Source organism: Massiliimalia massiliensis (assembly GCF_900155615.1).
GTDB classification, from domain to species: Bacteria; Bacillota; Clostridia; order Oscillospirales; family Ruminococcaceae; genus Massiliimalia; species Massiliimalia massiliensis.
Map to the genome: position 1 here is coordinate 163265 of NZ_FUHT01000004.1, position 23521 is coordinate 186785.

Consider the following 23521-nt stretch of genomic DNA (forward strand, 5'->3'; position numbering starts at 1 on the left):
AAAAGCACGGTGTGAGAAGCACCGTGCTTTTTTTAGCAAAGATAGAACCGATGGGATTAAATGACCATCGGTTCTATTTGTCTGTACTCCAATGCAGCGGCTAAGGTTTCGGGAATCTGCCAGAAGTCCGCGACCATTGAGGTGGGTTTTCCCTGGCAGTTATCCTGGCGGAAAGGAACAAAGTAGTAATGCTTCAGGTTGAGCAGGGCGCCAATATTTTTGGCGCTGCCGGAGAGTGCATCATTGGTTGAGATAGCAATCACCACCGGCTTGGCGTTGCGCAGATGGCTTTTTACGCTCATGGCGACCGGGGTATCGGTAATTCCCAAAGTAAGCTTTGCAAGTGTATTTCCGCTGCATGGAGCGACTAGCATGATATCCGTCATCTTCTTAGGGCCGATTGGTTCGGCGGATGGGATATCGTGAATGATTTTCCTGCCGCATAGCGCCTCGATTCTGTCAATATGTTCCTTGGCGGCGCCGAACCGGGTATCCAGTTCATAGGCGTGGTAGGACATAATCGGAATGATGTCATATGTTTCGCGCAGAATTTCCATCTGCTCCAGAACGGCCTGAAAGGTACAAAAAGAACCGGTCAGGCAGAATCCAAGTTTAAGCTTTTCCATGCTGCTCCTCCTCTATGATGTTGCAGATTGTTTGATAGATGATCTCCCCGGATGTAATGGGGGCGGTTTTGCCGGGCAGAGAAAGCGCCCAGATGGTCTTGATACCCAGTTTGTTTGCCTCTTCGAAATCGACTCCGCCCGGCTTGGAGGCCAGGTCGATCAGAAGTGCGTCCTTTCTCAGCTTCTTAAGGATTGATTCATCGAATAGCTTGGCGGGAACAGTATTAATCACAACGTCAAACTGGCCGATATTCTGTTCCAGGTCTTTGATAGGCAGGGGAGTACACCCTTCTGCCTGGATCCAGGCCAGGTCAGCATGCTTGCGGGCACTGACGCTGACCCGCGCTCCCAGAGCGGCGAGGCGGGTGCGCAGCGCGCGGGAAATCCGTCCGCTCCCGACAATGAGAATATTCAGGCCGAAGATGGTGACGGGCAGCTCGGCGAAAATCAGCTCAAGCGTGCCTTCCGCAGTTGCCACAGCGTTTAGAATGGCAAGCTCTTCCCGCTTGAGATAATCAAAGTATTTTATATCAAGGCTCTCCAGCTTTTGTATGAGTCCAGGGCTGATTTTTCCGCCGAAAACAACCGTTTGGGGCGATATGAGAGAAAGAACAGTTTGAATATGTACAGGCTCTTTGCAAAGCGGGGCGTTTAAGAAATCTCCATTTACCGCCGGCATGGGAAGAATGAGGATATCCGGCTGCACAACCTTTGATAGGTCGGTATGGATACGGGGAGAAAATGAAGAGACGTCATCTCCCATTGCGGTCACTCCGACCTCCATGTCCTTGGACAAACAGTTGGCAAGATGTACCTGTCGCAGATCGCCGCCCGCGAGAATACATGTTTGTTTTGTTTTTTGGTATTTCAATCAAATCTCCTCCGTAATAGCTCTTTTTCTATATCATATGCATTTTTGAAAAAGCGGGTGAAAGGAAAGATTACGTTATTCTGGAAAACTCTGGATTTTCCTAAAAAGGAAAGCAAAAAAATATGTGAAAATTTCGAAAATATTACTGATTTGGGTTGCATTCCAATAGCAAAGTGTTTATAATAGAGTTAAAAGTGGGTTAAAGTAGAGAAAAGTGGTTAACAGTGCCTAAAACGATCTAAAAGCATACAGGAGGTGGGGAAATGCTGAGCGGTGAATATAACTATACCATTGACGCCAAGGGCAGACTGAATTTCCCTGCCAAGCTGCGTGAAGAAATAGGTGATAAGCTGATCCTTGCCAAAAGCCTGACGGATACCTGCCTGACAGTTTATTCGGTTGAGAAGTTTGACGAGCTGGTAGCAAAGGTGGACGCTTTGCCAATGGCAAAGGCGCGGAATATCCGCCGCCATCTGTTTTCCAGCGCAGTAGAAATGACGCCGGACAAGCAGGGACGAATCCTGATTCCGCAGAATCTGAGAGAATACTGCCAGCTTCAAAAAGACGTTGTGATCGTGGGTGTATCCCAGAACTGCGAGATTTGGAGCCAGGAAAACTGGAACAATGTTATGAATTCCATTGAGGCAGAGCATCTTGCTGAAATTGTGGATGAATTGGGAATTTAAAAGAAAGGCGGCCCGGTGATGGAATTTCATCATATCTCCGTTATGCTGGAGGAATGTATACAGGGGCTGAATATTAAGCCGGACGGAACCTATGTGGATGGAACCGCGGGAGGCGCGGGGCATTCGTCCGAGATTGCAAAGCGTCTGCGGAACGGAAGGCTGTTTGCGCTGGATCAAGATCCGGACGCTGTCAGAATTGCTGCAGAGCGCCTGAGGCAATACCCGTGCGCGGAGGTTATCCAGACCAACTTCCGAGAGATGGATACCGTCCTGACACAGCGCGGCGTTACAGAAATCGACGGACTTCTGCTCGATTTAGGCGTTTCCTCTCATCAGCTTGACTGCGGGGAAAGAGGCTTCAGCTACCATCAGGAGGCCCCGCTTGATATGAGGATGAGTCAGAGCGGGATTAGTGCAAAAGAAATTGTGAACGGCTGGGACGTTCCGGAACTCACCCGGATTATCCGGGAATACGGGGAAGAAAAATTCGCACACAGTATTGCGCTGAATATAGAAAAACGCAGACGGGAAAAACCCATTGAGACAACACTGGAGCTGGCTGAGATTATCAAATGTTCTATGCCGGCTAGCGCCAGACGGAATAAAAATCCGGCCAAAAAAACCTTTCAGGCGATCCGGATTGCTGTAAACGGCGAGCTTGACGTACTGGAGGAAGCGCTGGAACGGGGCTTTGCGCTCCTAAAACCAGGAGGCCGGATGGTGATTCTTACCTTCCATTCACTGGAGGACAGGATTGTCAAACAGAAATACTCGGCGTGGTGCAAGGGCTGTATCTGCCCGCCGGATTTTCCGCAGTGCGTCTGTGGAAGGAAACCAAGAGCCGCGTTGATTAACAGAAAACCATTAACCGCGACAGAAGAAGAGCTGGCAGTGAATAAAAGGAGCAGAAGCGCAAAGCTTCGTATCCTGGAAAAACTGCCGGAAGAAAAATAAAAGGAAGTAAAAACAAGGGGGAAGCAAAGTGACGCAGAACAACAATTTAGCTTATGCACTGCGCAATTTTGAACCAGCAGAACAACAGGATAAACAGCCCCGAATCAGACAACTGGAAAAATCGAAAGCACAGGCAAGGCCGCAGCCGAAGCACCTTGGCCGTTCTTTGCTGTGCATTGGATATATTATCGTGCTCTGCGGAGCGCTGATGTTTGCAAAGGTTCAACTGACGGAAGAAAATAACGCCATGCTCTCCGCTCAGAGCACGCTTGAAGAACTGGAAAGCGAATCCGCACGCCTGGAGCTCCAGGTAGAGGGGCTGTCGTCTCTAAAAACAGTGGAAAAAACTGCCACGGAGGAATACGGCCTTGTAGAACCGGATCAGAGCCAGGTTACCTGTGTCCGTGTGAAAAAGGACAATAAAGTAGAAGTGGCAGATTCCGGAAAATCAATCCTGGATCAGGCAAGCGCATGGCTTGAGCAGATTAAGGAATACATTTTAGGCTAATATAATATGATATACAGACTGAAAGGGTTCATCATCGTCAAAACGAGGAGATTGGAACCCTTTTGTGCTTGAAATTAGAGTTTTCTCCCATAAGGGACAGGGGGTTTCCATGGCAAAGATCAAACAGGCAAATCAGCCGATGACAAATAAAATGAAATTCCGGCTTAACCGGGTTGTCGCTCTGATCATGGCGGTGGTGCTGCTATATGTCAGCACCAGACTGGTAGAGGCGGCAGTAGTAAAATCGGACTTTTATCAGGAATATGCAGCAAAGCAGCAGATGTCCACCCAGGTAATTAATGCAAACAGGGGTTCTATTTACAGCACCAATATGACTACGCTTGCCCAGAGCGCTACAGTTTGGACAGTTGTTCTGGCGCCATCTATTGTAAAAAACGACAAGGTGTATGTAGAGATTGCCGCCATTGAGGACGGGCAGAAGGAAGCATTGGCCAGCAGCCTGTCCGGGATTTTGGATATGGATAAGGCGAAGATAATGAAGCGGCTGGAAAGCGATCAGCGCTTTGTTTCCATCAAAGGCAGCCTGAAGGACAGCGAGGTGGAGCAGATCAAAGCATTTTCCGAAAACGGGAATAGCTGTGTGATGCTGGCTAAAGAAGCGGTTGCAAAAGGGCTGTCAGATATATTAGAATTGGATTATGAGGATGTGCTTGAACAGGCGTATCAAAACAACCAATATGAGGTAATCAAGAAAAAGGTTGAAAAAACAGTGGCGGATGAGGTGCGCACACTCATTTCCGAAAATGGCTTTACCTTTATCTCCCTGATTGAAGATACCAAACGGTATTATCCGAATAACGAGCTCGCTTCCAATGTGCTGGGCTTTACCGGAACGGATAATCAGGGACTTTATGGCGTAGAACTGGAATACGACAGTATTTTACAGGGAACTAACGGTAAAATAATTAGTGCGACTGATGGCCTGGGAAATACAATCCCAACCAGCTATGAGCAGAAATATGACGCTGTGGACGGAAACAGCATTGTTTTGACCATTGACGAAAATATTCAGCGCTTTGCGGAAAAGCAGGTGGAAGAGATTATGACCCTGCATGAACCGGAGGGCGGTGCGCTGATTATTGTCATGGACGTCAAAACAGGAGGAATCCTGGCTATGGCGAACAGCTCAAATTATGACCCCAATAATCCAAGCGAAATTTTCTCAGAACAGCTCAAATCTACGTTGGAATCCTCCTCGGAAGGGAAAAGCGAGGACGAAATTGCAGATATTAAGTCACAGCTTCGCTCAGAGCAATGGGGAAACAAGGCGATTGGCTGGCTTTATGAGCCGGGTTCCACCTTCAAGGTGGTCACGGCTTCCGCCGCGCTGGAAACTGGGGTGGCGACCATGTCCAGCACCTACCACTGCAGCGGTGTGCTGAATGTAGCCGGCACGAAAATTCACTGTAATAAAAGAACCGGCCACGGTACACTCGATTTTAAGGGCGCAATCGTGGAATCCTGCAACCCGGCGTTTATGGCAATGGGAGCGGCGCTTGGCCCGCATAATTTCTTTGATTTCTTCGAGAAGTTCGGCCTCACCGAGGGAACCGGCATTGATCTGCCCGGAGAAGCGCAGAAGAGCTTGTATTATACGGAGGATAAACTTGGGCCGGTTGAGCTTGCGAGTGCGTCGTTCGGCCAGACCTCGGCCATTTCTCCGATTCAGCTAATCACGGCTGTTTCCGCGGCGGTGAACGGAGGCTACCTGATGCAGCCGCATGTTTTAAAGGAAGTGCTGGATCAGAACGGGAATGTGATTCAAACCACGTCAACCGATGTAAAACGCCAGGTGATTTCAGAGGACACCTCTGCAAAAATCCGGGAATGCTTGGAAGCAATGATACAAAAAAACAAAACTGCTTATGTCAAGGGCTACCGCATAGGAGGGAAATCGGGTACATCTCAGAAGGCGAATAAGAGTGAAGAGCATGTTTCGTCTTTTGTCGGCTTTGCTCCGGTGGAAGACCCGCAGATTGCGGTTTTAGTTGTTGCGGATAACCCGACAGCCGGCTCCTATTACGGCAGCGCGGTCTGCGGCCCGGCGCTTGGTTCAGTAATCAAAGATACTCTTTCTTATTTAGGCGTCGCGCCGGAATACTCCGACGAGGACTTGGAAAATATGGAGGTATCTGTACCGAGCGTAATCGGGTCTACGGTTGCGGATGCAAAGAATACCCTGGCGAAGAAGTCGCTGAAAATTAAAAAGGTCGGCGACGGGGATACGGTAGTAGACCAGATGCCGAGAAACGGAAGCATTGCCGACGGCGGTACTGTTATCGTGTATACTGAAAAGAACAGTACTGCGGAAAAGGTGACGGTTCCAAATGTAGTTGGGATGACGCCGTCTGCCGCAAACCAGGAACTGGTGAATGCGGGGCTCAATGTCAGCCTGGACGGAAGCTCGGATGTATCAGGAAACGTGAAGGTCATATCCCAGAGCGTTGCGGAAGGGAAGGAAGTGCCGATTGGCACCATTGTCACGATTCAGTATGCAGTTGAGGTTGTAGATTAAAAATGACAAAAGGGAGGAAGTTTCGATGAAGCTTTCAGAGCTGATTCAGGGGATTGACATCCAGTCGCCCTACCATGATTATGAAGTAAAGGATATCAGAAATAATTCTAAGCTGGTAGAGCCGGGCGACATCTATGTTGCGATTAAAGGCAGCAATGTAGACGGACATCGCTTTGCAGCAGATGCAGCCGCTCGCGGGGCCAGGACTGTTGTGGTAGAACAGGATATGGGCCTTGAAAATCAATTGATTGTCCAGGATACCAAAAAAGCCTATGCGATGCTCTGTGCGAACTTCTTCGGAAATCCTTCCGAAAGGATCAAACTAATCGGTGTAACCGGAACAAACGGAAAAACCTCAACCACTACGATTATCAAATCGATCCTGGAAGCCGCCGGGCTGAAAACCGGGCTGATCGGGACGATTCAGATCGAATATGGCGCTGTAGTAAAGCCAAACCCGAATACCACGCCGGACGCTTATATGTTCCAGAAAACTCTAAAGGAGATGCTGGACGCAGGCTGCTGTTATGTAGTCAGCGAAATATCCTCCCATGCACTCGCGCAGGAACGGATTTTAGGGAGCCGGTTTGAGGTCTGTGGGTTTACCAACCTGACCCAGGATCACCTTGATTATCACAAGGATATGGAAGATTATTTTCTCGCAAAGAAAAAACTGTTTACGATGGGGAAATATAATGTTGTCAATATCCACGACGCCTATGGAAGGAGACTCGCGGAAGAACTGCCCGAAAAGCCTGTCACCTTTTCGGTTTCTGACCCGAATGCGGATTTTTACGCGAGTGAGATCGAATGTACGGCAAGCTCGGTACATTTCCGGATGACTCATGGCGGAGTAACCAGCAGGGTGATTTTTGCGATCCCAGGGCTGTATTCGGTAGAAAACGCGCTGGCGGCAATCAGCATCTGCAGGGTGCTGGGCATCTCGATGGATACGATTATTTCTGCGCTGGCAAAAATTAAAGGCGTGAAGGGCAGATGTGAAATCATTTTCTCAAACAGCCGGTTTATGGTGGTTTGTGATTATGCCCATACGCCGGATGGGATTGAAAATATTCTGCAGAGCTTAAAGGCAGTATCGAAAGGGAGGGTGGTTGCCGTATTCGGATGCGGCGGCGACCGTGACCGTACCAAACGTCCGTTGATGGCGGAGGCCTGCGAAAAATACGCGGATTTTATCATTGTAACATCTGACAATCCTAGGAGTGAGGATCCGGAAGCAATTATCGGGGATATTCTTCCGGGGATGAGCGGAAAGGTGGATTTTGTAAAACGCACCGACAGGACTGAAGCCATCCGCTATGCGATGGAGAATGCTCAGCAGGACGATGTCATTGTACTGCTGGGGAAAGGGCATGAAACCTATCAGATCCTGAAAAACGAAACCATCCATTATGATGAACGGGAAGTAGTGGCCCAGATTGCAAAGAATTTAAATGAATGAGGAAATGAGGACAGAGCGTGCAGAGGATGACATTGCAGGAAATCGCGGAAGCGGTGGATGGTAAATTAAACCATGACAGCAAGCTTTCGGTAGATGAAATTTCTACCGATACCCGGAAAATCAGCCCTGGATGCCTCTACCTGGCATTGTCCGGGGAACGGTTTGACGGGCATGATTTTATAGAAAAGGCGTTTGAAGCCGGCGCTTTGGCGGCAATCAGCAGCCGGGAAATGAAAACGGAGCATCCGGTGATTCTGGTAGAGGATACCCGGCTTGCCCTGGGAAGGCTGGCGGCTTATTATAAAGAAAAGCATTCCCTTTTCACAGTCGGCGTTACCGGGAGCGTAGGGAAAACCTCGACGAAGGAAATGATCGCGGCGGTTCTTTCACGAAAATACCGCGTTCATAAAACGCAGGGGAATTTTAATAATGATATCGGCCTGCCGATGACACTGCTTGGGATTGAGCCTGCGCATACGGCGGCGGTGATCGAGATGGGAATGTCGGCGCTTGGGGAGATCAGCTACCTTTCCAAGCTCGCGCAGCCTGATCTTGCTGTTATTACCAACATCGGCGTTTCCCATTTGGAAAATCTGGGAACGCGGGAAAATATCCTCAAGGCAAAGCTTGAAATCTTGGATGGGATGAAGCCGGATGGCAAGATTGTCTTAAACGGGGATAATGACATGCTCAAAACCCTGGAGGAGGCGGAGCTTCTGAAGGATCGGGCGGTTTGGTTTGGGCTTGAAGCCCGGCAGGGAATGGTTTGGGCGGAAAACGTCCTAGAAGAAAACGACAGCACCTATTTTACCTTTGTTTATCAGGGAAAGCGGTATCCGGCGGTTTTACCGGCGATTGGTATCCATAATGTATATAACGCGCTTGCAGGTTTCTGCGTTGGAATCCTTTCGGGAATTGCCCCGGAAGAAATTGTAGAAGCGGTGAAGGGTTACCAAAACGCCGGTATGCGGCAGAGCATACAGGAGTATGACGGAATTAAGGTCATCGCGGATTGCTATAACGCCAGTCCGGACTCGATGCGTTCTGCGCTGGATGTCATCCGGAAGGTAGAATGCGGAGGGAAGCGTTTCGCCGTCTTGGGGGATATGCTGGAGCTTGGGCCCAAATCGGCAGAACTGCATTTTGAGGTGGGGCGGCTTGCGGCGCAGGCCGGCCTTAACGGATTGATATGCTGCGGAGAGCAGTCGGCAGAGATTGCACGCGGGGCAGAGGAACATGGTCTGAAAACGGTGTTCCATACCGTGCGGAAGGCAGAGGCAGCCGAATGGCTGCAGGAAAATCTCCGCAAAGGTGACGCAGTAATCTTTAAGGCAAGCCGAGGGATGAAGCTGGAAGAATTGATAACGACAGTGTTTGGAAAAGCGGGAGGATCAATAAAATGAACAACATATTGGGAAGCAGTGGAGTTGCAACGATCTTAACTGCTGTGATTGCATTCGCATTGACAGCTTCACTGGGCATCTTTCTGGTGCCGTACCTGAAAAAATTAAAATATGGCCAAACCATCAAGGAGATTGGCCCGACCTGGCATCAGGCCAAGCAGGGCACGCCGACAATGGGCGGCATTATGTTTATCATCGGGATTATTGTAGCGGTAATTGTCGGGTATATTACCGCGTGGATCGCCTTTGACTATAAAGCGGACCAGGTGCAGACTGTAAAGCTGGCTGCCGGTGTTGTCCTTGCGCTCGGCTTTGGGTTAATGGGATACATTGACGACTATATCAAGGTGGTCAAAAAACGGAATCTCGGATTGCGTGCCAGGGAAAAGCTGATTATTCAGTTTTTCCTCACAGTCGGATATCTGTTCATCCTGACAATGGCGGGCGCGGTTTCCACGATTGTCGAAATTCCGTTTTTTGGCCAGGTTAATTTCGGATGGTTTTATTATCCGTTTATGGTGGTTTTGATTATCGGCTTTGTCAACGCCGTTAACCTGACGGACGGGGTGGACGGCCTTGCTTCTTCTGTCACCTTTGTGTTTGCGCTGGCGTTTATGGTTTACACCATGAAGCTTTCGCTTCCCTATCTGGGGTTGTTTGCAGTAGCGACCGCGGCCGGATGCTTAGGCTTTTTGATGTGGAATTTCCATCCTGCAAAGGTGTTTATGGGAGACACCGGTTCAATGTTTTTAGGCGGATGCGTGGTGGCGCTGGCGTTTGGGCTGGATATGCCGCTGCTCCTCTTTATTGCCGGGATTATCTACTGGTGTGAGGCTGGCTCTGTGATCCTGCAGGTGATCAGCTTTAAGACCACCGGGAAACGGATCTTTAAGATGAGCCCTATCCATCACCATTTTGAAATGAGCGGCTGGAGTGAAGTGAAGATTGTAACGGTATTTTCGTTGGTGACATTGATTTTCTGCGTGATCGGATATTTTGCTCTTCCCATGTAATGCTGATATCTTCTGAAAATCAAGTTATACTATATTTAGGAAAGAGGGTGGAGCGGCTTGCAGAGTTCTCACATGGCGGATAGCGCCGCCGCAAGGAAAAAAATATTCAGACGGGAGAAGCCGGCAAAAAAACAGGTTCGTGCAAAACGGCGTTCGATTGGGGAAATGGACACCGCGTTTTTGCTGATTGTTTTGATTTTGCTGGCCTTCGGGCTGATTATGGTTTTTTCTGCAAGCTATGCAAATGCGCTCTATTATGACCACGACAGCTTGCTTTATATTAAAAAACAGGGCCTGTTTGCAGTGGTCGGAATCGTGGCGATGCTGCTGATATCAAAAATTGATTACCGTTGGTATAAGAAATTTGTTCTGCCGATCTACCTGTTTGGCCTTGGCCTGCTGGTGGTTGTGCTTTTCTTTGAACATAACGGCGCCCGACGATGGATTAATCTCGGCCCGCTTGGAACCTTCCAGCCCTCAGAATATATGAAGCTGGCGGTTATCATTATATTTGCTACAATGATTGCCGCGAACTATGAACGGATGAGAACAGGTTATGGTTTCTGGCCTTTTTTTGCGCTGCTGATCCCGGTAGTCGGGCTTATGATGCTGGAACCGCATCTTTCGGGTACTATTATCATTTGTGCGATCGCGGGAGTTATGATGTTTGTCGGCGGGACAAAACCGAAATACTTCCTACTGATGCTGGCAGCCCTGGCGGCGATGGTTGTAGCAGTTATTTTGATTAAGGATGTTTCCTATATCACCTCCCGTATTCACAATTGGCTTGATCCATTTGGGAATGAAAATATCCATGATAAGGTTTGGCAGACCTGCCAATCGCTGATTGCCATCGGATCCGGCGGTATCATGGGGCTTGGCCTGGGCGGTTCGCAGCAAAAATACCTGTACCTGCCTGAACCGCAGAACGACTTTATCTTTGCCATTGTTTGTGAAGAGCTGGGCCTGATCGGTGCGATTCTGGTGATTACCCTGTTTGTGCTGCTGGTTTACCGCGGCTTTTCCATTGCGAACCAGGCTCCGGATAAATTTGGCGCAATGCTGGCGATTGGAATTACCGTTCAAATCGGAATACAGGCGCTTTTGAACATCGCGGTTGTGACAAATGCCATCCCGAATACCGGGATCAGCCTCCCGTTTTTCAGCTATGGGGGTACCGCGCTGCTGATGCAGCTTGCGGAGATGGGGATTTTGTTAAATATCTCCAGGCATTCAGTAATAGAAAAGCCCTGATAGGGTTGATATTAGGAAGAAAGGATTTGTGTCCCGTCATTTGCGGGAAACAAAGGATAAATTGATGAGAGTATTGTTAGCAGGGGGAGGAACAGCCGGGCATATTAATCCGGCGATTGCCATTGCGCAGTATATCCGTTCCAAGGACGAACGGGCGGAAATTTTATTCGCCGGTACGCCGCAAGGAATGGAAGCGCAGCTTGTTGCAAAAGCTGGATTTGATTTTACGCCGGTTCAGGTCAGCGGGTTCCGCCGGAAATTGTCGGTACAGAATATCGTACACAACATAAAGACAGTCTGTCACGTGGTGACAGCAGATTTTGTCTCCAAGAGGATCATCCGGGATTTTCAGCCTGATGTGGTCATCGGAACAGGCGGATATGTCAGCGGGCCGGTCGTGCTTGCCGCTGCAAAACTTGGGATAAAAACCATGATCCATGAACAGAATGCCTTTCCGGGCGTGACCAATAAGCTGCTGGCCAAAAAGGTGGATACGGTCATGCTGGCAGTAGCGGAGGCAAAAGAGCATTTTGACCCGGAGGCACACTGTGAGGTGGTTGGTAATCCGGTGCGGCAGAGCGTGATTTTTAAGACAAAAGAGGAAGCGAGAAAGTCGTTGGGATTGGATAAGAAGGTTTGTATCCTCTCCTTTGGCGGAAGTCTTGGCGCAAAAGTAATAAATCATGCGGCTGCGGACTTAATCGAATGGAATTACCAGCAGGATAAGATCAACCATATCCATGGATACGGCAGGCTGGGAAAGGAACACTTTCCTCAGATGGTTGAGGAACGGGGAATCCCGTTTGGGAAGCTGCTTGGAAAAAAGGCCGATCCGAACATTGATGTGCGGGAATATATCGATAATATGGATACCTGCCTGGCAGCGGCTGACCTGGTGATCTGCAGGTCTGGAGCCATTACCTTAAGCGAGCTGCAGGCAACCGGAAAAGCCTCTATTTTGGTTCCTTCCCCTTATGTGGCGGAGAACCATCAGTTTCATAATGCGATGGTGCTTGTCAACCATGGCGCTGCGATGCTGATAGAGGAAAAGGACTATGACAAAGACAGCTTTCTCAGGATGATAGAATCGGTTTATCAGGATCGTGAAAAGTTAAACCAATTAGGCAAAAATGCGTCAAAATTGGCGATTTTGGACAGCACAGAGCGCATTTACCGCTTAATTTGTGGTTTAATCTGATTTTTGGGCATCACCAACTCCCTTGATTATGCATAGGATACGGTATGAATTCAATGCAGGATGAAAGGGTGTTTCGGGATGAGCGTGTTAGAAGTAGAAGGCGGACGCAGACTGACAGGTGAAATCGACATTCAGGGGGCCAAAAACAGCTCACTGCCGATTTTAGCTGCGACTCTGTTAAGCGGAGAAAAGCAGATCATCCATAATTGTCCGCAGCTCAGTGATGTTGACGCTGCGGTAAAAATTTTAGAATATTTAGGGTGTACAGTCAAACGGGAGGAGCACACCCTGGAAATTGATCCGGGGTCGGTATCCAGATGGGATATCCCAGAGGATTTGATGCGTGAAATGCGTTCATCAATTGTTTTTCTGGGTGCAATTCTGGCACGAATGGGAAAAGCGCTGCTCTCGATGCCGGGCGGCTGTGAGCTTGGGCCCCGCCCAATCGATCTGCACCTGGATGCGCTGAGAAAGCTCGGCGTCACCATAGAGGATGAGCACGGGTATCTTCAGTGCAAGGCGGAAGACGGTTTACATAGTGCAAAGGTGATTTTGGCCTTCCCCAGTGTGGGAGCAACAGAAAACATCCTGCTTGCCAGTGTACTTGCAAAGGGCACGACTGTCATCAGCAATGCGGCACAGGAGCCCGAAATCATTGATCTTGCCGATTTTCTCAACCGATGCGGAGCGAAAGTCCGCGGGGCGGGGAAAAGCACAATTGTAATTGACGGTGTGGAAAGGCTGCATGCGGCAGAGCATGCGGTGATTCCAGACAGGATTGTAGCTGCGACCTATCTTTGCTGCGGTGCTATTACCGGCGGGGAGCTGCTGTTAAAGCATGTCAACCCGAACGACCTGGAAAGTATGATCCCGTTTTTTGAGGAAATGGGTGCTACGATTTCAGCAGGGCATCACAGCGTTTATCTGAAGGCACCCTCTGTTTTGAAAAGTGTGCGCAGCATCCGGACAATGCCGTATCCCGGATTTCCAACTGATGCACAGGCGCCGTTTATGTCGGTGCTGACTGTTGCGAACGGCAGCAGTATGTTTGTGGAAAATATTTTTGAAAACCGGTATAAGCATGTCCCGGAGCTCTGCAGAATGGGCGCGGATATCAAAGTTGAAGGCCGGGTATGCGTGGTCAATGGAATCAGCCGGTTGACCGGAGCAGTGGTTCGGGCAGAAGATCTGCGCGGCGGAGCGGCACTGATTGTAGCCGGGCTGAAGGCACAGGGGAAAACAGTGATCCGCAATATTCATCACATTGACCGGGGCTATGAGAAAATAGAAGACAGTATCATGCAGATTGGCGGCATGATCCGGCGGATGGAAGAATAGGCCGGGATAGATAGTTCAAAGGAGAAGTTCATGAAGAGGCAGAAGTTAAAAAAGAGAAAAGTCAATATGAACCAGCATTCTGCCCCGCGTGTGAAATCAAAGGAAATCTCGGCCGGACAGAAAAAAAGAGAAAAAGCACAGAGGCAGTTTCAGCAGAAACAGGCCGGCAAAGGCGGTACAAACACGGCACAGCGGCCTGCGCGTCCAGTGAATGGTATGGATGCACGTCAGCGCGCTGCACAAAGACGCGCGATTGAAATGCAGCAGTTATTACAGGATATTCCGCAGGCACAGGAGAAAAACAAAAAGAGGATGCGTGACCAGGCGCGGGCGGAAAACAGCCGGCGCCATAAAAAACGCAGACGGCGCAATAGGAGCCTTTATTATATTTTGATTCTTTTTTTTGTCCTGATTACAGGAATTACCCTTTCGGTTACGGTTTTCTTTAATATTAAGACAATGACTGTAACAGGGGGCGGGGACTATACTGCAGAGGAATTGGCGCGGATCGGCAATGTGGCGGCAGGGGACAATCTGTTCCGTCTGAACCTGAGCCGGATGGAAGAGGATATCTTAAAGCAGAGCATTGATATTGATGAAATTTCGATCAAACGCTCTCTGCCGGAAACACTTCGGTTTGAGGTGACGCCTGCCTCCCCGGCATTGGCTGTTTATTTTGAAAAACAGTATTACATTTTGAGTTCGGGCGGCCGGCTGATTGCTGTTTCTGAATCGCCGGAAGGATATGAGGAGCTGATCATCGTGACCGGGATTGACCTGTCCAAACAGAAAATCGGGAGCTTTGTCAATAGCAGCGAGGATTATCAGGAAGCAAACGACCTGCTCGAAAGCCTGTCTGCCCACGAGCTGGGCAGTGTCAACGGGATTTCCATGAAAAACGGTGTAGAGATCAAGGTGAATATTGGAAATAGAATTTGTCTGCAGATTGGCAGTGCCATCGGCTTGGAGGATAAGCTCCTGTTGGCAAGGCAGCTTCTTGCGGAAGAAATCAGTGAATCGGAAACCGGAGTGCTGGATGTATCAGAATCAGGCAAGGCATATTTCCGTCCAATGAATGAGGAGGAGCTTGTGAAGGAGCTTCCGAAGGGAAAAACTGGAAGCACAGAAGATTCAGACAGTCCAGAGGCAGAACCAAAAGAATAAATTTTCCAGAATTGCTAATACTTTCAGTAAAAAATTCAAAAATTTGTTGCAGAAAATTACAGAAAGTACTGGATTTTTCAAAATGAATCTAGTATAATAAAAACATGTAATGAAAAATGGAAGATTTATATACTTTTATCAGAAAAGTAAAATAGATGGAAAATCATCAACTAGGAGGATAAAAATATGACCTTTGCTCTGGACACAAATGATAACAATGTGGTAAACATTAAAGTAATCGGTGTTGGCGGAGGCGGTGGAAACGCTGTAAACCGCATGGTGGAATGTGGCGTTCAGGACGTAGAATTTATATCCTTGAACACAGATAAAATGGTTTTAGATCGCTCTAAAGCTACATATAAAATCCAGATCGGCGATAAGCTGACCAAGGGAAGAGGCGCCGGCGGCGACCCGGAAAAAGGCGCGCGTGCGGCTGATGAAAGCAGGGAGGAAATTGAAGCGATCCTCAAGGGGACGCAGATGATTTTCATCACCGCAGGAATGGGCGGCGGAACCGGTACAGGTGCCGCGCCGATTGTTGCTGAGATTGCGAAAGAAATGGGGATTCTTACCGTTGGAATCGTGACAAAGCCGTTTGCGTTTGAAGGGAAACGGAGAATGTCCAATGCGGAAACCGGCTTGGCTGAACTGAGCAAGCATGTGGATGCCTTGGTTGTGATTCCGAATGAACGGCTGAAAAATATCACCGACCGCTGTCGGACATTGACTGAAGCGTTTGCTGCTGCAGATGATATTTTAAGACAGGGTGTTCAGAGTATTTCTGACCTGATCAATATTCCTGGCTTTGTCAACCTGGACTTTGCGGACGTCAGCGCAGTGATGAAGGATGCCGGCTATGCTCATATGGGCGTCGGTTCTGGCACTGGCAAGGACAAAGCGCATGACGCGGCAATGGCGGCGATCTCCAGCCCGCTTCTGGAAACTACCATTGACGGCGCGAGAGGGATTATTATTAATATTACAGCTCCTTCTGATATTGAATTTGAAGAAGCAGATGTTGCGACCTCTATTATTTCCGATGCCGCGCATCCGGATGCAAATATCTTCTGGGGTATTGCGTTTGACGACAGCCTGCAGGATGAGATGAGAATTACTGTGATTGCAACCGGCTTTGAAAATGGGGAAGAGCAGTTCATTGTTCCGGATGCAGAAGCGGAAAAGGCGGCTGATAGCACACAAAAAGAGGATCTTGACTTTGATGTGTTTATGGATATTTTCAGAAACAAAAACCAGTAAGAACACAAGTAAAGCCCGATACAGTATCACTGTATCGGGCTTTTTTAATTACATGAGGGAGATTTTGAACGGCCTTTGGTTATCTGGATTCGGAATAGGTGCTCCCGCTAAGCGAGGATTCTATCTGCATTAGGCGGTTATATTTCCCGACATGTTCAAATCCCGTGGGCGCGCCTGCAAGGATTTGATCCGCGCCGATCGCAACGGCGAGGTCGGAGAGGAACGTATCGCCGGTTTCACCGTCATATTGGGAAAGCACAAGTTCCATGCCAGCCTTGCGGACGGCAGAGGCGGCTTCAAGAATTTCGCTCAGCGTCCCGATCTGGCTCGGCTTTATTAAAACCGCGTTGACTACCTTAGCTGAGATTCCCTGCTGTATCCGTTCGATCCTGGAAGCAAACAGGTCGTTCCCGATGACCCGGAGGGAATTGCCAAGCTGTGAAGTAAGCTCCTGGAAGCCGGCAAAGTCCTCCTCTGCAAGAGGATCGATCAGAGCGGAGACTGGATACTGGGATGCCAAATCCGTCCAATATTTTATTAAATCGGCCTGGGTAATTTTTTTCTGCTGTTTGGGAAAAATATAATGTCCGTTCTTGTACCACCCGCTGGCTTTTGCCCGGCAGGTAAGCGTTACATCATAATTCGGCTGATATCCGGCATTCTGAACCGCTTTCATAATTAAGCCGAGCATCTGCCCGTCATCGCCCTGATCCGGCATATATTCGCCGTGGATTCCTGTTGCGGAGGAAAAGCCTTCCTGCCTTAAAAGACGTCCAAGCTCGATAAAAACATCGGCCGCCAGCTTCAGCGCTTCTGAAAAGGATTTGGCGGATACCGGGAGCATCAGGATTTCTGCAAGCTCCATCTGATTTTTCGAAGAATTCCCGCCGCTGATCAGGCTGATTAAAGGCGCGGGCAATCTGTTGGCGTTGATTCCGCCAAGATAACGGTAAAGCTCCGTCCCGCAGCACTTTGCAGCAGCTTTTGCACAGGCGAGAGAAACCGCCAGCATGGTGTTTACTCCAAGCTTGGATTTGTTGGGAGTGCCGTCCAGCAGGGATAGCTTGCGGTCTATGGTCCACTGATCGGTACAGTCTTCTCCCAGAAGCGCTTCCCGGATCGGCGTATTGATCTGGTTTATTGCAGCGGTAACGCCCTGACCGTGGTAATCCGGCAGGTGGTCGCGCAGCTCGCAGGCTTCAAAGGTGCAGCCGGAGGTTCCGGATGGAGAAGAGGCGGAAGCCGATAGTCCATTTTTCAGGATCACCTGTGCCTCTATGGTCGGGACTCCCCGGGAATCCAGTATCTGTCTCCCATGAATAGCCTGTATAGTCGTTTGCTGAATTGGTTTCATTGTATCTTCAGTACCTTTGCACTGCAAAGGTCTCCTTTCTTTGGAATGAGTACTGGCTCTGCGGCTTAAGCTTTCCATTGTAAAGAGGGATATATCTATTTTTAGGATGAATAAAAATTCGTGTTTTATGCGCGGCACACGGAGAATAATGTCCCTATTTTCGCACACAATACTATTGCGATATCTCTGAGTATATTGCAATCAACTGCGGAAAAATGACCGCAATGGGAGGATATTTATGAAAAAATGGAAATTTTTAGCCATGGCCTTGTCACTTAGCTTGTTATTTACCGCCTGCAGCTCCAGCAAGGATGATAAAAACACTTCGTCCGTAAACAGCAACGGCGCTGTTGAAGATGTGGTAAGCGGTGTTGAAAGCGGAGTCAATGACGTGGTGAGCGGCGTGGAAAACGGTGTCAACGACGTCATCAGCGGCACAGAAAGCGCTGTCGATGACCTGACTGATAACAACAGCAGTGAAGTTAACAGCGAAAACACTTCTAAAACCGGCGATCTGCCGGCTATGGAAAGCCTTTGAAATGTCAGCGTAGATGAAAATGCGCTGCAGTCCTTGGAAAATCAGACCAAAGGTTGGGGACAGGGCAAAGATGTGGACGATGCAAATCGTCCCACATCTTGTTTGACATTCCAGCAGAAATATGAAAAATATGACGCTTATTTTATTGGTGAAAACCAAAAGAATGTCTACTTAACCTTTGACGAAGGATATGAAAATGGATATACGGAAAAAATTCTCGATGTGCTGAAAGAGAAAAACTGCCCCGCAGTGTTCTTTGTCACCATGCCGTACGTTAAGGAAAACCCGGATTTGATCAGGAGGATGATTGATGAAGGGCATGTAGTGGGGAACCACACCGTGAACCACCCGTCTATGCCGAGTGTCTCCGTTTCTGAGGCCAAGGAGGAGATTGCGGGGCTGCATGATTATGTTCTGCAAAACTTCAATTATCAAATGACATTGTTCCGTCCGCCGAGAGGCGAATGGTCTGAAAGAACTCTCGCCCTGACACAGCAGCTTGGGTATTCTTCGGTATTCTGGAGCTTTGCTTACCGTGATTGGCTGACAGACGACCAGCCGGCACAAAGTACCGCGCTGCAGAAAACAGTAGCCTCGGCCCATAACGGAGCCATCTATCTGCTGCATGCAGTTTCATCTACTAATACGGCGATCCTGGGCGACTTTATCGACGGAGTCCGGGTGCAAGGGTATGCCTTTGGCAGGCTTGGATAAAAAAATAGAAGCAGATCAACCGACCTGCTTCTATTTTTTTATAATATTTTCGCTGTTTTTAATTAAATTCAGGAGAGAGGAATTAAGCTGGGGATAGTTTTTTTGGAGCGTTTGAGAGGAGATGGAAAGGGTTTCGCGATCCAGCTTTTTCTCCTTTTTATTATCTCCGTTTTCCATAATCCATCTCAGGTTTGCCTCGCATTTGATCAGGTTGGAGGTGATCATCTGGGAAGAGATATTTTGCGGGACAGTGAATAGATTGCTTTCATTTTTCGGGTTAATGCTGTAAAGCATCCGGAACATATGGTACACGCTCAGCATCAGATAATTAGACACTTCTGTTGTCAGATCGTTATGATCAAACTGCTGAAGCAGATCAAATGTGATCGCCAGGGAATTGACGATCAGTTTTTTATTCAGCACCGGCATAATACTTCCCTTGGCCAGCTTGTTATCCGGCACAGCATCTGGATCGGGCAGATCATCTACCGAGAGGGTGGCGCCTGTCCGCTCCGGAGAACGCCCTAGCAGGTAATCACAGGAAACACCATAAAAATCAGCAGTCCGAACTACGAAATCCAAACCGCACTCCCGAATCCCCTTTTCATAGTGCGAAAGAAGAGCTTGAGAAATATTCAATTCTGCTGCAGCTTGCTTTTGGCTAATCCCACGCTCTTTCCGAAGAAGGGTCAAAATTCTCGGGAAGTCGCTGTTCATGGTGTCTCGCCTCCTTTAAGAAAGATTAACACATAGTAAATTATATTATAACTGATACAATTTGTAAAGACGTTTTGCGGAAAAAAAGCAGTTTTTGTCGATAAAATTCTACCTAAATTTTAGGCATTTGCAACAAAAAAGAGCTTATTTACAAAAAAAACACCAATTGATCCCCACTATCCAGTATAATAAAAAAGAATTTATACATGGCAAGAAAAAAGAATCGGGGGATATTTTTCATGAGAACTTACCGCATTTACCTAATCCGGCACGGCCTTACATCCGCTAACCTAGGAGGGCGTTACGTCGGTGTGACCGATATCCCTCTTTGCAGCGAGGGGAAGGCGCATTTGAAGGAGCTGGCGGAAAAATATGAGTACCCTAATGTGGGCATCGTCTACTCCAGCCCGTTGGGACGCTGTGTTGAGACGGCGCAAATCCTGTATCCTGACATGGAGCCGCAGACAGTGGAGAAGCTCAAAGAATATAATTTTGGAATCTACGAAAACCAATCAGTAGAGGATTTGAAAAACGACCCGCAGTTCTTGCGGTGGCTGTCTACGAACATGGCTGAATCTCCGGAGGGCGGGGAAAATATGATGGAATTCGGCGGCCGGATTAAAGAGGGATTGCATGAAATCATCTTGGACATGATGAAAAAGAAAATTTCCGACGCAGCCGTTGTGACACACGGCGGCGTCATGATGGCGCTGCTTTCTATGTGCGGAATTCCGACCCGCAGCGCGGCCCAGTGGTCGGCGGATAATGGGAAAGGGTATTCTATTTTGGTAAACGCCTCTCTGTGGGGCGATTCCCAGCGGTTTGAAATTTGCGACAAGCTGCCTTATGGAATGGATGAGGTGGCCGTTTCCAGGCTGTACCATTTTATTGACGTACCGGAATCCCGGACAGAAAAACCGTAAAAATACCGGGAATCAGTCGGTTTGAGTTGACATCAGGGATAGGCTCTGATAAAATAAATTAGATAAGGGTATTTCTGCTTTGTGGTAGAAGTCTCTTTGGAAAAGGAACGATGTAAAAATGGATGAAAACAAAAGCTTATTCCAAAAGGGCTTTTTTGTTTTAAAAAACCATGTGACGCGGATGATTGCGCTCTCCATGAGCATGATTGCCCTTTTGTTTCTTTTCGTTTTATTTGCCAAATTAATTGGGCTGAATTATCAGATCCGTTGGGTGGCATTTTGGAAAACAGAATACCTATTTACCAAGGAATGGCTTTTCGCGGTGCTCTGGGTGCTTTTAGGCTGTTTGGTGTGCCTGCCCTTTGAACTGGGAGCGCGGAGATGGTTTTATTCTGTCTGTGCTGGGCAGGAACAGTCTCTCGGAATTATTTTCTGTTATTTTGAGGATTTTCGAAGCTATGTCACGGTGCTCTGGTTCCGGCTGATGCTGAATGTGAGAAAACTGTTTTGGTACCTGGTGTGCCTGCTGCCGAGCTTCCTGATCAAAATGGTTCTGGATCATCCGGTTTCCAATAGCAGTCCTGTTATCGGTACCCTTTACGGTACAATGTATGTCCTGTGGGTGGTGGCCTTGGCCGCAGGGCTATTGGGCGGATTCTATTTCAATTTGAAGTATTTTCTCTCCTATTATCTGTGGTTTGAATCTCCGGAAATTAGCCCGATGGAAGCAGTGCGCATCTCGGTCAGCAGAATGAAAGGAAAACGGAAGCAGGCATTCGTTGCCTATGTCGCCGTCCTGCCTTTGCTGCTTTTATGTGTATTCGTATTTCCGATTCTGGCGTTTCTCCCTTCCAGCTATGTGCTGCTGTCGGTTCAGGCCAATGAAATGATAAGTTCTCATCAAAAGGACGTGTAGAGTAGTGTCAGTATTAAAAAATGCAAAGAGGGTTGTCATCAAGGTTGGAACCTCCTCTTTAACCTATCCCACCGGGGCGCTGAACTTCCGGCGGATTGAACATTTGGTTAAAGTGCTTTCCGACCTCAAGAACGCAGGGAAGGAAATTATTCTGGTTTCCTCCGGGGCAATCGGCGTTGGGGTCGGCGAGCTGGGACTGCCGGAGCGTCCGAAGGACACGCCGACAAAGCAGGCGTGCGCGGCAGTCGGCCAGTGCGAATTGATGTACATCTATGATAAGCTCTTTGCAGAATACCATCACAAGGTGGCGCAGGTGTTGCTGACGCGGGACACCATAAAGGACGAATACCGCAAGACAAATGTTACCAATACTTTCCAGAGGCTTTTGGAGCTGGGGATTGTGCCGGTTGTCAATGAAAATGATACCGTCGCAGTAGAGGAAATCGAGTTTGGGGACAATGATACCCTGTCTGCAATTGTTGGAAGCCTGTGCCGTACTGATTTGCTGATCGTTCTGTCTGATATAGACGGGCTATATGATAAAGATCCGCGCCAGTATAAGGACGCGAAGCTGATCCATTTTGTGGATAAGATCACTGACGAGATCCGTGCGCTTGCCGGCGGAAAGGGCTCCGCCTTTGGAACCGGAGGAATGGTCACTAAGCTGAACGCCGCAGAACTGGCAAATCAGTATGGATTTCCGATGATGATCCTTAACGGCTTAAAACCGGAAGGGCTATATGATCTCTATGATGGAAAAGAAGTCGGAACATTGTTTGATATTACGAGGAAGTAACCGTAACAATGGAAAAGGGAGGTTTGGAAGATGAATTCTGAACTGATAGCGCTGGGAAGCCGGGCTAAAAAGGCGGCGGCTTCACTTGCGGTTGTGTCAACTGCGCAGAAAAACAGGGCGCTGCTATCAATTGCAGATCTTTTGGAGCAGAAAAGCGGACAGATATTAGAAAATAACAGGATTGATATTGAAAATGCCGGGGCAAATGGGATCGCGGAAGTGATGATTGACCGTCTGCGCCTGACAGAGGAGCGGATCGCCGCCATCGCGGATTCTGTCCGGAAGGTTGTGGATTTAGATGACCCGGTTGGCGTAGTGGACAACGGAAAGACGATGCCAAACGGGCTTTCGATCCTCTGCAAGCGAGTGCCCTTGGGCGTTGTAGGGATGATTTATGAATCCCGTCCCAATGTGACGGTTGATGCCGCTGTGCTCTGCTTAAAGGCCTCTAATGCTGTCATTTTACGCGGAGGCAAAGAGGCGTTCCGCACCAACGCGGTACTGGTAGAGCTCATGCGCGAGGCTGTCGAGCGGGAGGGGCTTGACTGTAATGTGATCAATCTCCTTACCGACCTGTCTCGTGAGGCTTCCACCCAGATGATGAAAATGAACGGCTATCTGGATGTTTTGATTCCGCGCGGAGGCGCAGGGCTGATTCAGGCGGTGGTACAGAATGCGACTGTGCCGGTCATTGAGACGGGAACCGGCAACTGCCACGTCTATGTTGACGCTTCGGCTGACCTTGAAATGGCAGTCAGGATTGTGGATAATGCCAAAACAAGCCGGCCTTCAGTCTGCAATGCCTGCGAGAGCCTGGTGGTTCATAAGGCAGTGGCGGAGAAGTTTTTGCCGATGATGGCGAAGGCATTTGAAGCGCCTCATGTAGAGATGTATGGTTGCGGGGAAACCCGCCGGATATTGGGCGACGGAATTCTTCCGGCAACTGAAAAGGAATATGCGGAAGAATTTTTGGATTACAAGATTTCAGTGCGGGTGGTTGAGAATTTTAACCAGGCCGTAGAACATATTAACCGTTATACAACCCATCATTCTGACTGTATTGTTACCAATGATTTTCAGAATGCACAGGAATTTACTGCCAGAATAGACTCGGCGGCAGTCTATGTGAACGCCTCCACCCGTTATACAGACGGCGGGGAATTTGGTCTGGGCGCTGAAATAGGGATTTCAACCCAAAAGCTCCATGCAAGGGGGCCGATGGGTCTGAGAGACTTGACAACCGTGAAATATATCGTGACTGGAAATGGTCAGATCAGATAAAAATTACAGGAG

General features: G+C 48.6%; 22 protein-coding genes. 18 read left to right on the plus strand and 4 right to left on the minus strand.

What is annotated here, in order from left to right; all coding sequences use genetic code 11:
• Positions 1-56 precede the first annotated feature (56 nt).
• Positions 57-626, minus strand: a complete 570-nt coding sequence (locus CZ360_RS09250) for a dipicolinate synthase subunit B (RefSeq protein WP_077533927.1) — start codon at positions 624-626, stop codon at positions 57-59.
• Positions 613-1497 carry a dipicolinate synthase subunit DpsA gene (gene dpsA, locus CZ360_RS09255; protein WP_077533928.1) on the minus strand — a complete coding sequence of 295 codons (885 nt, stop codon included), beginning with the start codon at positions 1495-1497 and terminating at the stop codon, positions 613-615. The genes CZ360_RS09250 and dpsA overlap by 14 nt, the downstream gene beginning before the upstream one ends.
• 263 nt (positions 1498-1760) lie before the next feature.
• Between dpsA and mraZ the strand changes: the two genes are divergently transcribed.
• The 12 genes from mraZ (at position 1761) to ftsZ (ending at position 16270) form a co-directional block, all read left to right on the plus strand.
• A complete protein-coding gene (gene mraZ / locus CZ360_RS09260) occupies positions 1761-2183 on the plus strand; it encodes a division/cell wall cluster transcriptional repressor MraZ (protein ID WP_077533929.1) in 423 nt (140 codons plus the stop codon).
• Positions 2184-2201: 18 nt separating this feature from the next.
• A complete protein-coding gene (rsmH, locus tag CZ360_RS09265; RefSeq protein ID WP_077533930.1) occupies positions 2202-3137 on the plus strand; it encodes a 16S rRNA (cytosine(1402)-N(4))-methyltransferase RsmH in 936 nt (311 codons plus the stop codon).
• Between the two features lie 28 nt (positions 3138-3165).
• Complete coding sequence (locus CZ360_RS09270; protein ID WP_077533931.1) at positions 3166-3645, plus strand: FtsB/FtsL family cell division protein; 480 nt, start codon at positions 3166-3168, stop codon at positions 3643-3645.
• Between the two features lie 109 nt (positions 3646-3754).
• Entirely contained in the window at positions 3755-6181 is a 2427-nt protein-coding gene (locus CZ360_RS09275) for a penicillin-binding transpeptidase domain-containing protein (RefSeq protein ID WP_077533932.1), read from the plus strand.
• Between the two features lie 25 nt (positions 6182-6206).
• On the plus strand, positions 6207-7643 hold the full coding sequence (locus tag CZ360_RS09280) for a UDP-N-acetylmuramoyl-L-alanyl-D-glutamate--2,6-diaminopimelate ligase (RefSeq protein ID WP_077533933.1): 1437 nt from the start codon (positions 6207-6209) through the stop codon (positions 7641-7643).
• 26 nt (positions 7644-7669) lie between these two features.
• Entirely contained in the window at positions 7670-9046 is a 1377-nt protein-coding gene (locus CZ360_RS09285; RefSeq protein ID WP_077533934.1) for a UDP-N-acetylmuramoyl-tripeptide--D-alanyl-D-alanine ligase, read from the plus strand.
• Positions 9043-10059 (plus strand): phospho-N-acetylmuramoyl-pentapeptide-transferase, encoded by a 1017-nt coding sequence (gene mraY, locus CZ360_RS09290; RefSeq protein WP_077533935.1) that lies wholly within the window; start codon positions 9043-9045, stop codon positions 10057-10059. The genes CZ360_RS09285 and mraY overlap by 4 nt, the downstream gene beginning before the upstream one ends.
• A 57-nt stretch (positions 10060-10116) precedes the next feature.
• Positions 10117-11313 carry a putative lipid II flippase FtsW gene (gene ftsW, locus CZ360_RS09295; protein ID WP_229408035.1) on the plus strand — a complete coding sequence of 399 codons (1197 nt, stop codon included), beginning with the start codon at positions 10117-10119 and terminating at the stop codon, positions 11311-11313.
• Positions 11314-11377: 64 nt separating this feature from the next.
• Entirely contained in the window at positions 11378-12511 is a 1134-nt protein-coding gene (murG, locus tag CZ360_RS09300; protein ID WP_077534797.1) for an undecaprenyldiphospho-muramoylpentapeptide beta-N-acetylglucosaminyltransferase, read from the plus strand.
• A 78-nt stretch (positions 12512-12589) separates the two neighbouring features.
• The gene (gene murA, locus CZ360_RS09305; RefSeq protein WP_077533937.1) at positions 12590-13849 is read left to right on the plus strand and encodes a UDP-N-acetylglucosamine 1-carboxyvinyltransferase; all 1260 of its coding nucleotides are present in this window, start codon (positions 12590-12592) and stop codon (positions 13847-13849) included.
• 30 nt (positions 13850-13879) lie between these two features.
• Positions 13880-15013 carry a cell division protein FtsQ/DivIB gene (locus tag CZ360_RS09310; RefSeq protein WP_077533938.1) on the plus strand — a complete coding sequence of 378 codons (1134 nt, stop codon included), beginning with the start codon at positions 13880-13882 and terminating at the stop codon, positions 15011-15013.
• A 186-nt stretch (positions 15014-15199) separates the two neighbouring features.
• A complete protein-coding gene (gene ftsZ / locus CZ360_RS09315) occupies positions 15200-16270 on the plus strand; it encodes a cell division protein FtsZ (protein ID WP_077533939.1) in 1071 nt (356 codons plus the stop codon).
• Positions 16271-16349: 79 nt separating this feature from the next.
• On the opposite strand, the gene eno is transcribed toward ftsZ, so the two are convergent.
• Positions 16350-17624 carry a phosphopyruvate hydratase gene (gene eno / locus CZ360_RS09320; RefSeq protein WP_159438211.1) on the minus strand — a complete coding sequence of 425 codons (1275 nt, stop codon included), beginning with the start codon at positions 17622-17624 and terminating at the stop codon, positions 16350-16352.
• A gap of 238 nt (positions 17625-17862) precedes the next feature.
• Between eno and CZ360_RS09325 the strand changes: the two genes are divergently transcribed.
• Both CZ360_RS09325 and CZ360_RS09330 read left to right on the plus strand, forming a co-directional pair.
• Entirely contained in the window at positions 17863-18162 is a 300-nt protein-coding gene (locus CZ360_RS09325) for a hypothetical protein (RefSeq protein WP_077533941.1), read from the plus strand.
• Positions 18163-18234: 72 nt separating this feature from the next.
• Entirely contained in the window at positions 18235-18876 is a 642-nt protein-coding gene (locus CZ360_RS09330; protein WP_229408036.1) for a delta-lactam-biosynthetic de-N-acetylase, read from the plus strand.
• A 30-nt stretch (positions 18877-18906) separates the two neighbouring features.
• Here the strand turns inward: CZ360_RS09330 and CZ360_RS09335 are convergent, their stop codons facing one another.
• Positions 18907-19593: a helix-turn-helix domain-containing protein gene (locus CZ360_RS09335; protein WP_077533943.1), complete on the minus strand. Its 687-nt coding sequence runs from the start codon at positions 19591-19593 to the stop codon at positions 18907-18909.
• Between the two features lie 239 nt (positions 19594-19832).
• Between CZ360_RS09335 and CZ360_RS09340 the strand changes: the two genes are divergently transcribed.
• From CZ360_RS09340 to CZ360_RS09355, 4 genes are all read left to right on the plus strand, one after another.
• Positions 19833-20516, plus strand: coding sequence for a histidine phosphatase family protein (locus tag CZ360_RS09340; RefSeq protein ID WP_159438212.1), 684 nt, complete (start codon positions 19833-19835; stop codon positions 20514-20516).
• A 118-nt stretch (positions 20517-20634) separates the two neighbouring features.
• On the plus strand, positions 20635-21432 hold the full coding sequence (locus tag CZ360_RS09345) for a DUF975 family protein (protein WP_077533945.1): 798 nt from the start codon (positions 20635-20637) through the stop codon (positions 21430-21432).
• 4 nt (positions 21433-21436) lie between these two features.
• Positions 21437-22228 (plus strand): glutamate 5-kinase, encoded by a 792-nt coding sequence (gene proB / locus CZ360_RS09350; protein ID WP_077533946.1) that lies wholly within the window; start codon positions 21437-21439, stop codon positions 22226-22228.
• Positions 22229-22258: 30 nt separating this feature from the next.
• On the plus strand, positions 22259-23509 hold the full coding sequence (locus tag CZ360_RS09355) for a glutamate-5-semialdehyde dehydrogenase (protein WP_077533947.1): 1251 nt from the start codon (positions 22259-22261) through the stop codon (positions 23507-23509).
• The last annotated feature ends 12 nt before the right edge of the window (positions 23510-23521 follow it).

Excerpts from the sequence above, each read along its gene's own strand:
- CZ360_RS09250 (WP_077533927.1), bottom strand. The coding sequence starts at position 626 with ATGGAAAAGCTTAAACTTGGATTCTGCCTGACCGGTTCTTTTTGTACC.
- mraZ (WP_077533929.1), top strand. The coding sequence starts at position 1,761 with ATGCTGAGCGGTGAATATAACTATACCATTGACGCCAAGGGCAGACTG.
- rsmH (WP_077533930.1), top strand. The coding sequence starts at position 2,202 with ATGGAATTTCATCATATCTCCGTTATGCTGGAGGAATGTATACAGGGG.
- CZ360_RS09275 (WP_077533932.1), top strand. The coding sequence starts at position 3,755 with ATGGCAAAGATCAAACAGGCAAATCAGCCGATGACAAATAAAATGAAA.
- CZ360_RS09280 (WP_077533933.1), top strand. The coding sequence starts at position 6,207 with ATGAAGCTTTCAGAGCTGATTCAGGGGATTGACATCCAGTCGCCCTAC.
- CZ360_RS09285 (WP_077533934.1), top strand. The coding sequence starts at position 7,670 with ATGACATTGCAGGAAATCGCGGAAGCGGTGGATGGTAAATTAAACCAT.
- mraY (WP_077533935.1), top strand. The coding sequence starts at position 9,043 with ATGAACAACATATTGGGAAGCAGTGGAGTTGCAACGATCTTAACTGCT.
- murG (WP_077534797.1), top strand. The coding sequence starts at position 11,378 with ATGAGAGTATTGTTAGCAGGGGGAGGAACAGCCGGGCATATTAATCCG.
- murA (WP_077533937.1), top strand. The coding sequence starts at position 12,590 with ATGAGCGTGTTAGAAGTAGAAGGCGGACGCAGACTGACAGGTGAAATC.
- CZ360_RS09310 (WP_077533938.1), top strand. The coding sequence starts at position 13,880 with ATGAAGAGGCAGAAGTTAAAAAAGAGAAAAGTCAATATGAACCAGCAT.
- ftsZ (WP_077533939.1), top strand. The coding sequence starts at position 15,200 with ATGACCTTTGCTCTGGACACAAATGATAACAATGTGGTAAACATTAAA.
- eno (WP_159438211.1), bottom strand. The coding sequence starts at position 17,624 with ATGAAACCAATTCAGCAAACGACTATACAGGCTATTCATGGGAGACAG.
- CZ360_RS09325 (WP_077533941.1), top strand. The coding sequence starts at position 17,863 with ATGAAAAAATGGAAATTTTTAGCCATGGCCTTGTCACTTAGCTTGTTA.
- CZ360_RS09335 (WP_077533943.1), bottom strand. The coding sequence starts at position 19,593 with ATGAACAGCGACTTCCCGAGAATTTTGACCCTTCTTCGGAAAGAGCGT.
- CZ360_RS09340 (WP_159438212.1), top strand. The coding sequence starts at position 19,833 with ATGAGAACTTACCGCATTTACCTAATCCGGCACGGCCTTACATCCGCT.
- CZ360_RS09345 (WP_077533945.1), top strand. The coding sequence starts at position 20,635 with ATGGATGAAAACAAAAGCTTATTCCAAAAGGGCTTTTTTGTTTTAAAA.
- CZ360_RS09355 (WP_077533947.1), top strand. The coding sequence starts at position 22,259 with ATGAATTCTGAACTGATAGCGCTGGGAAGCCGGGCTAAAAAGGCGGCG.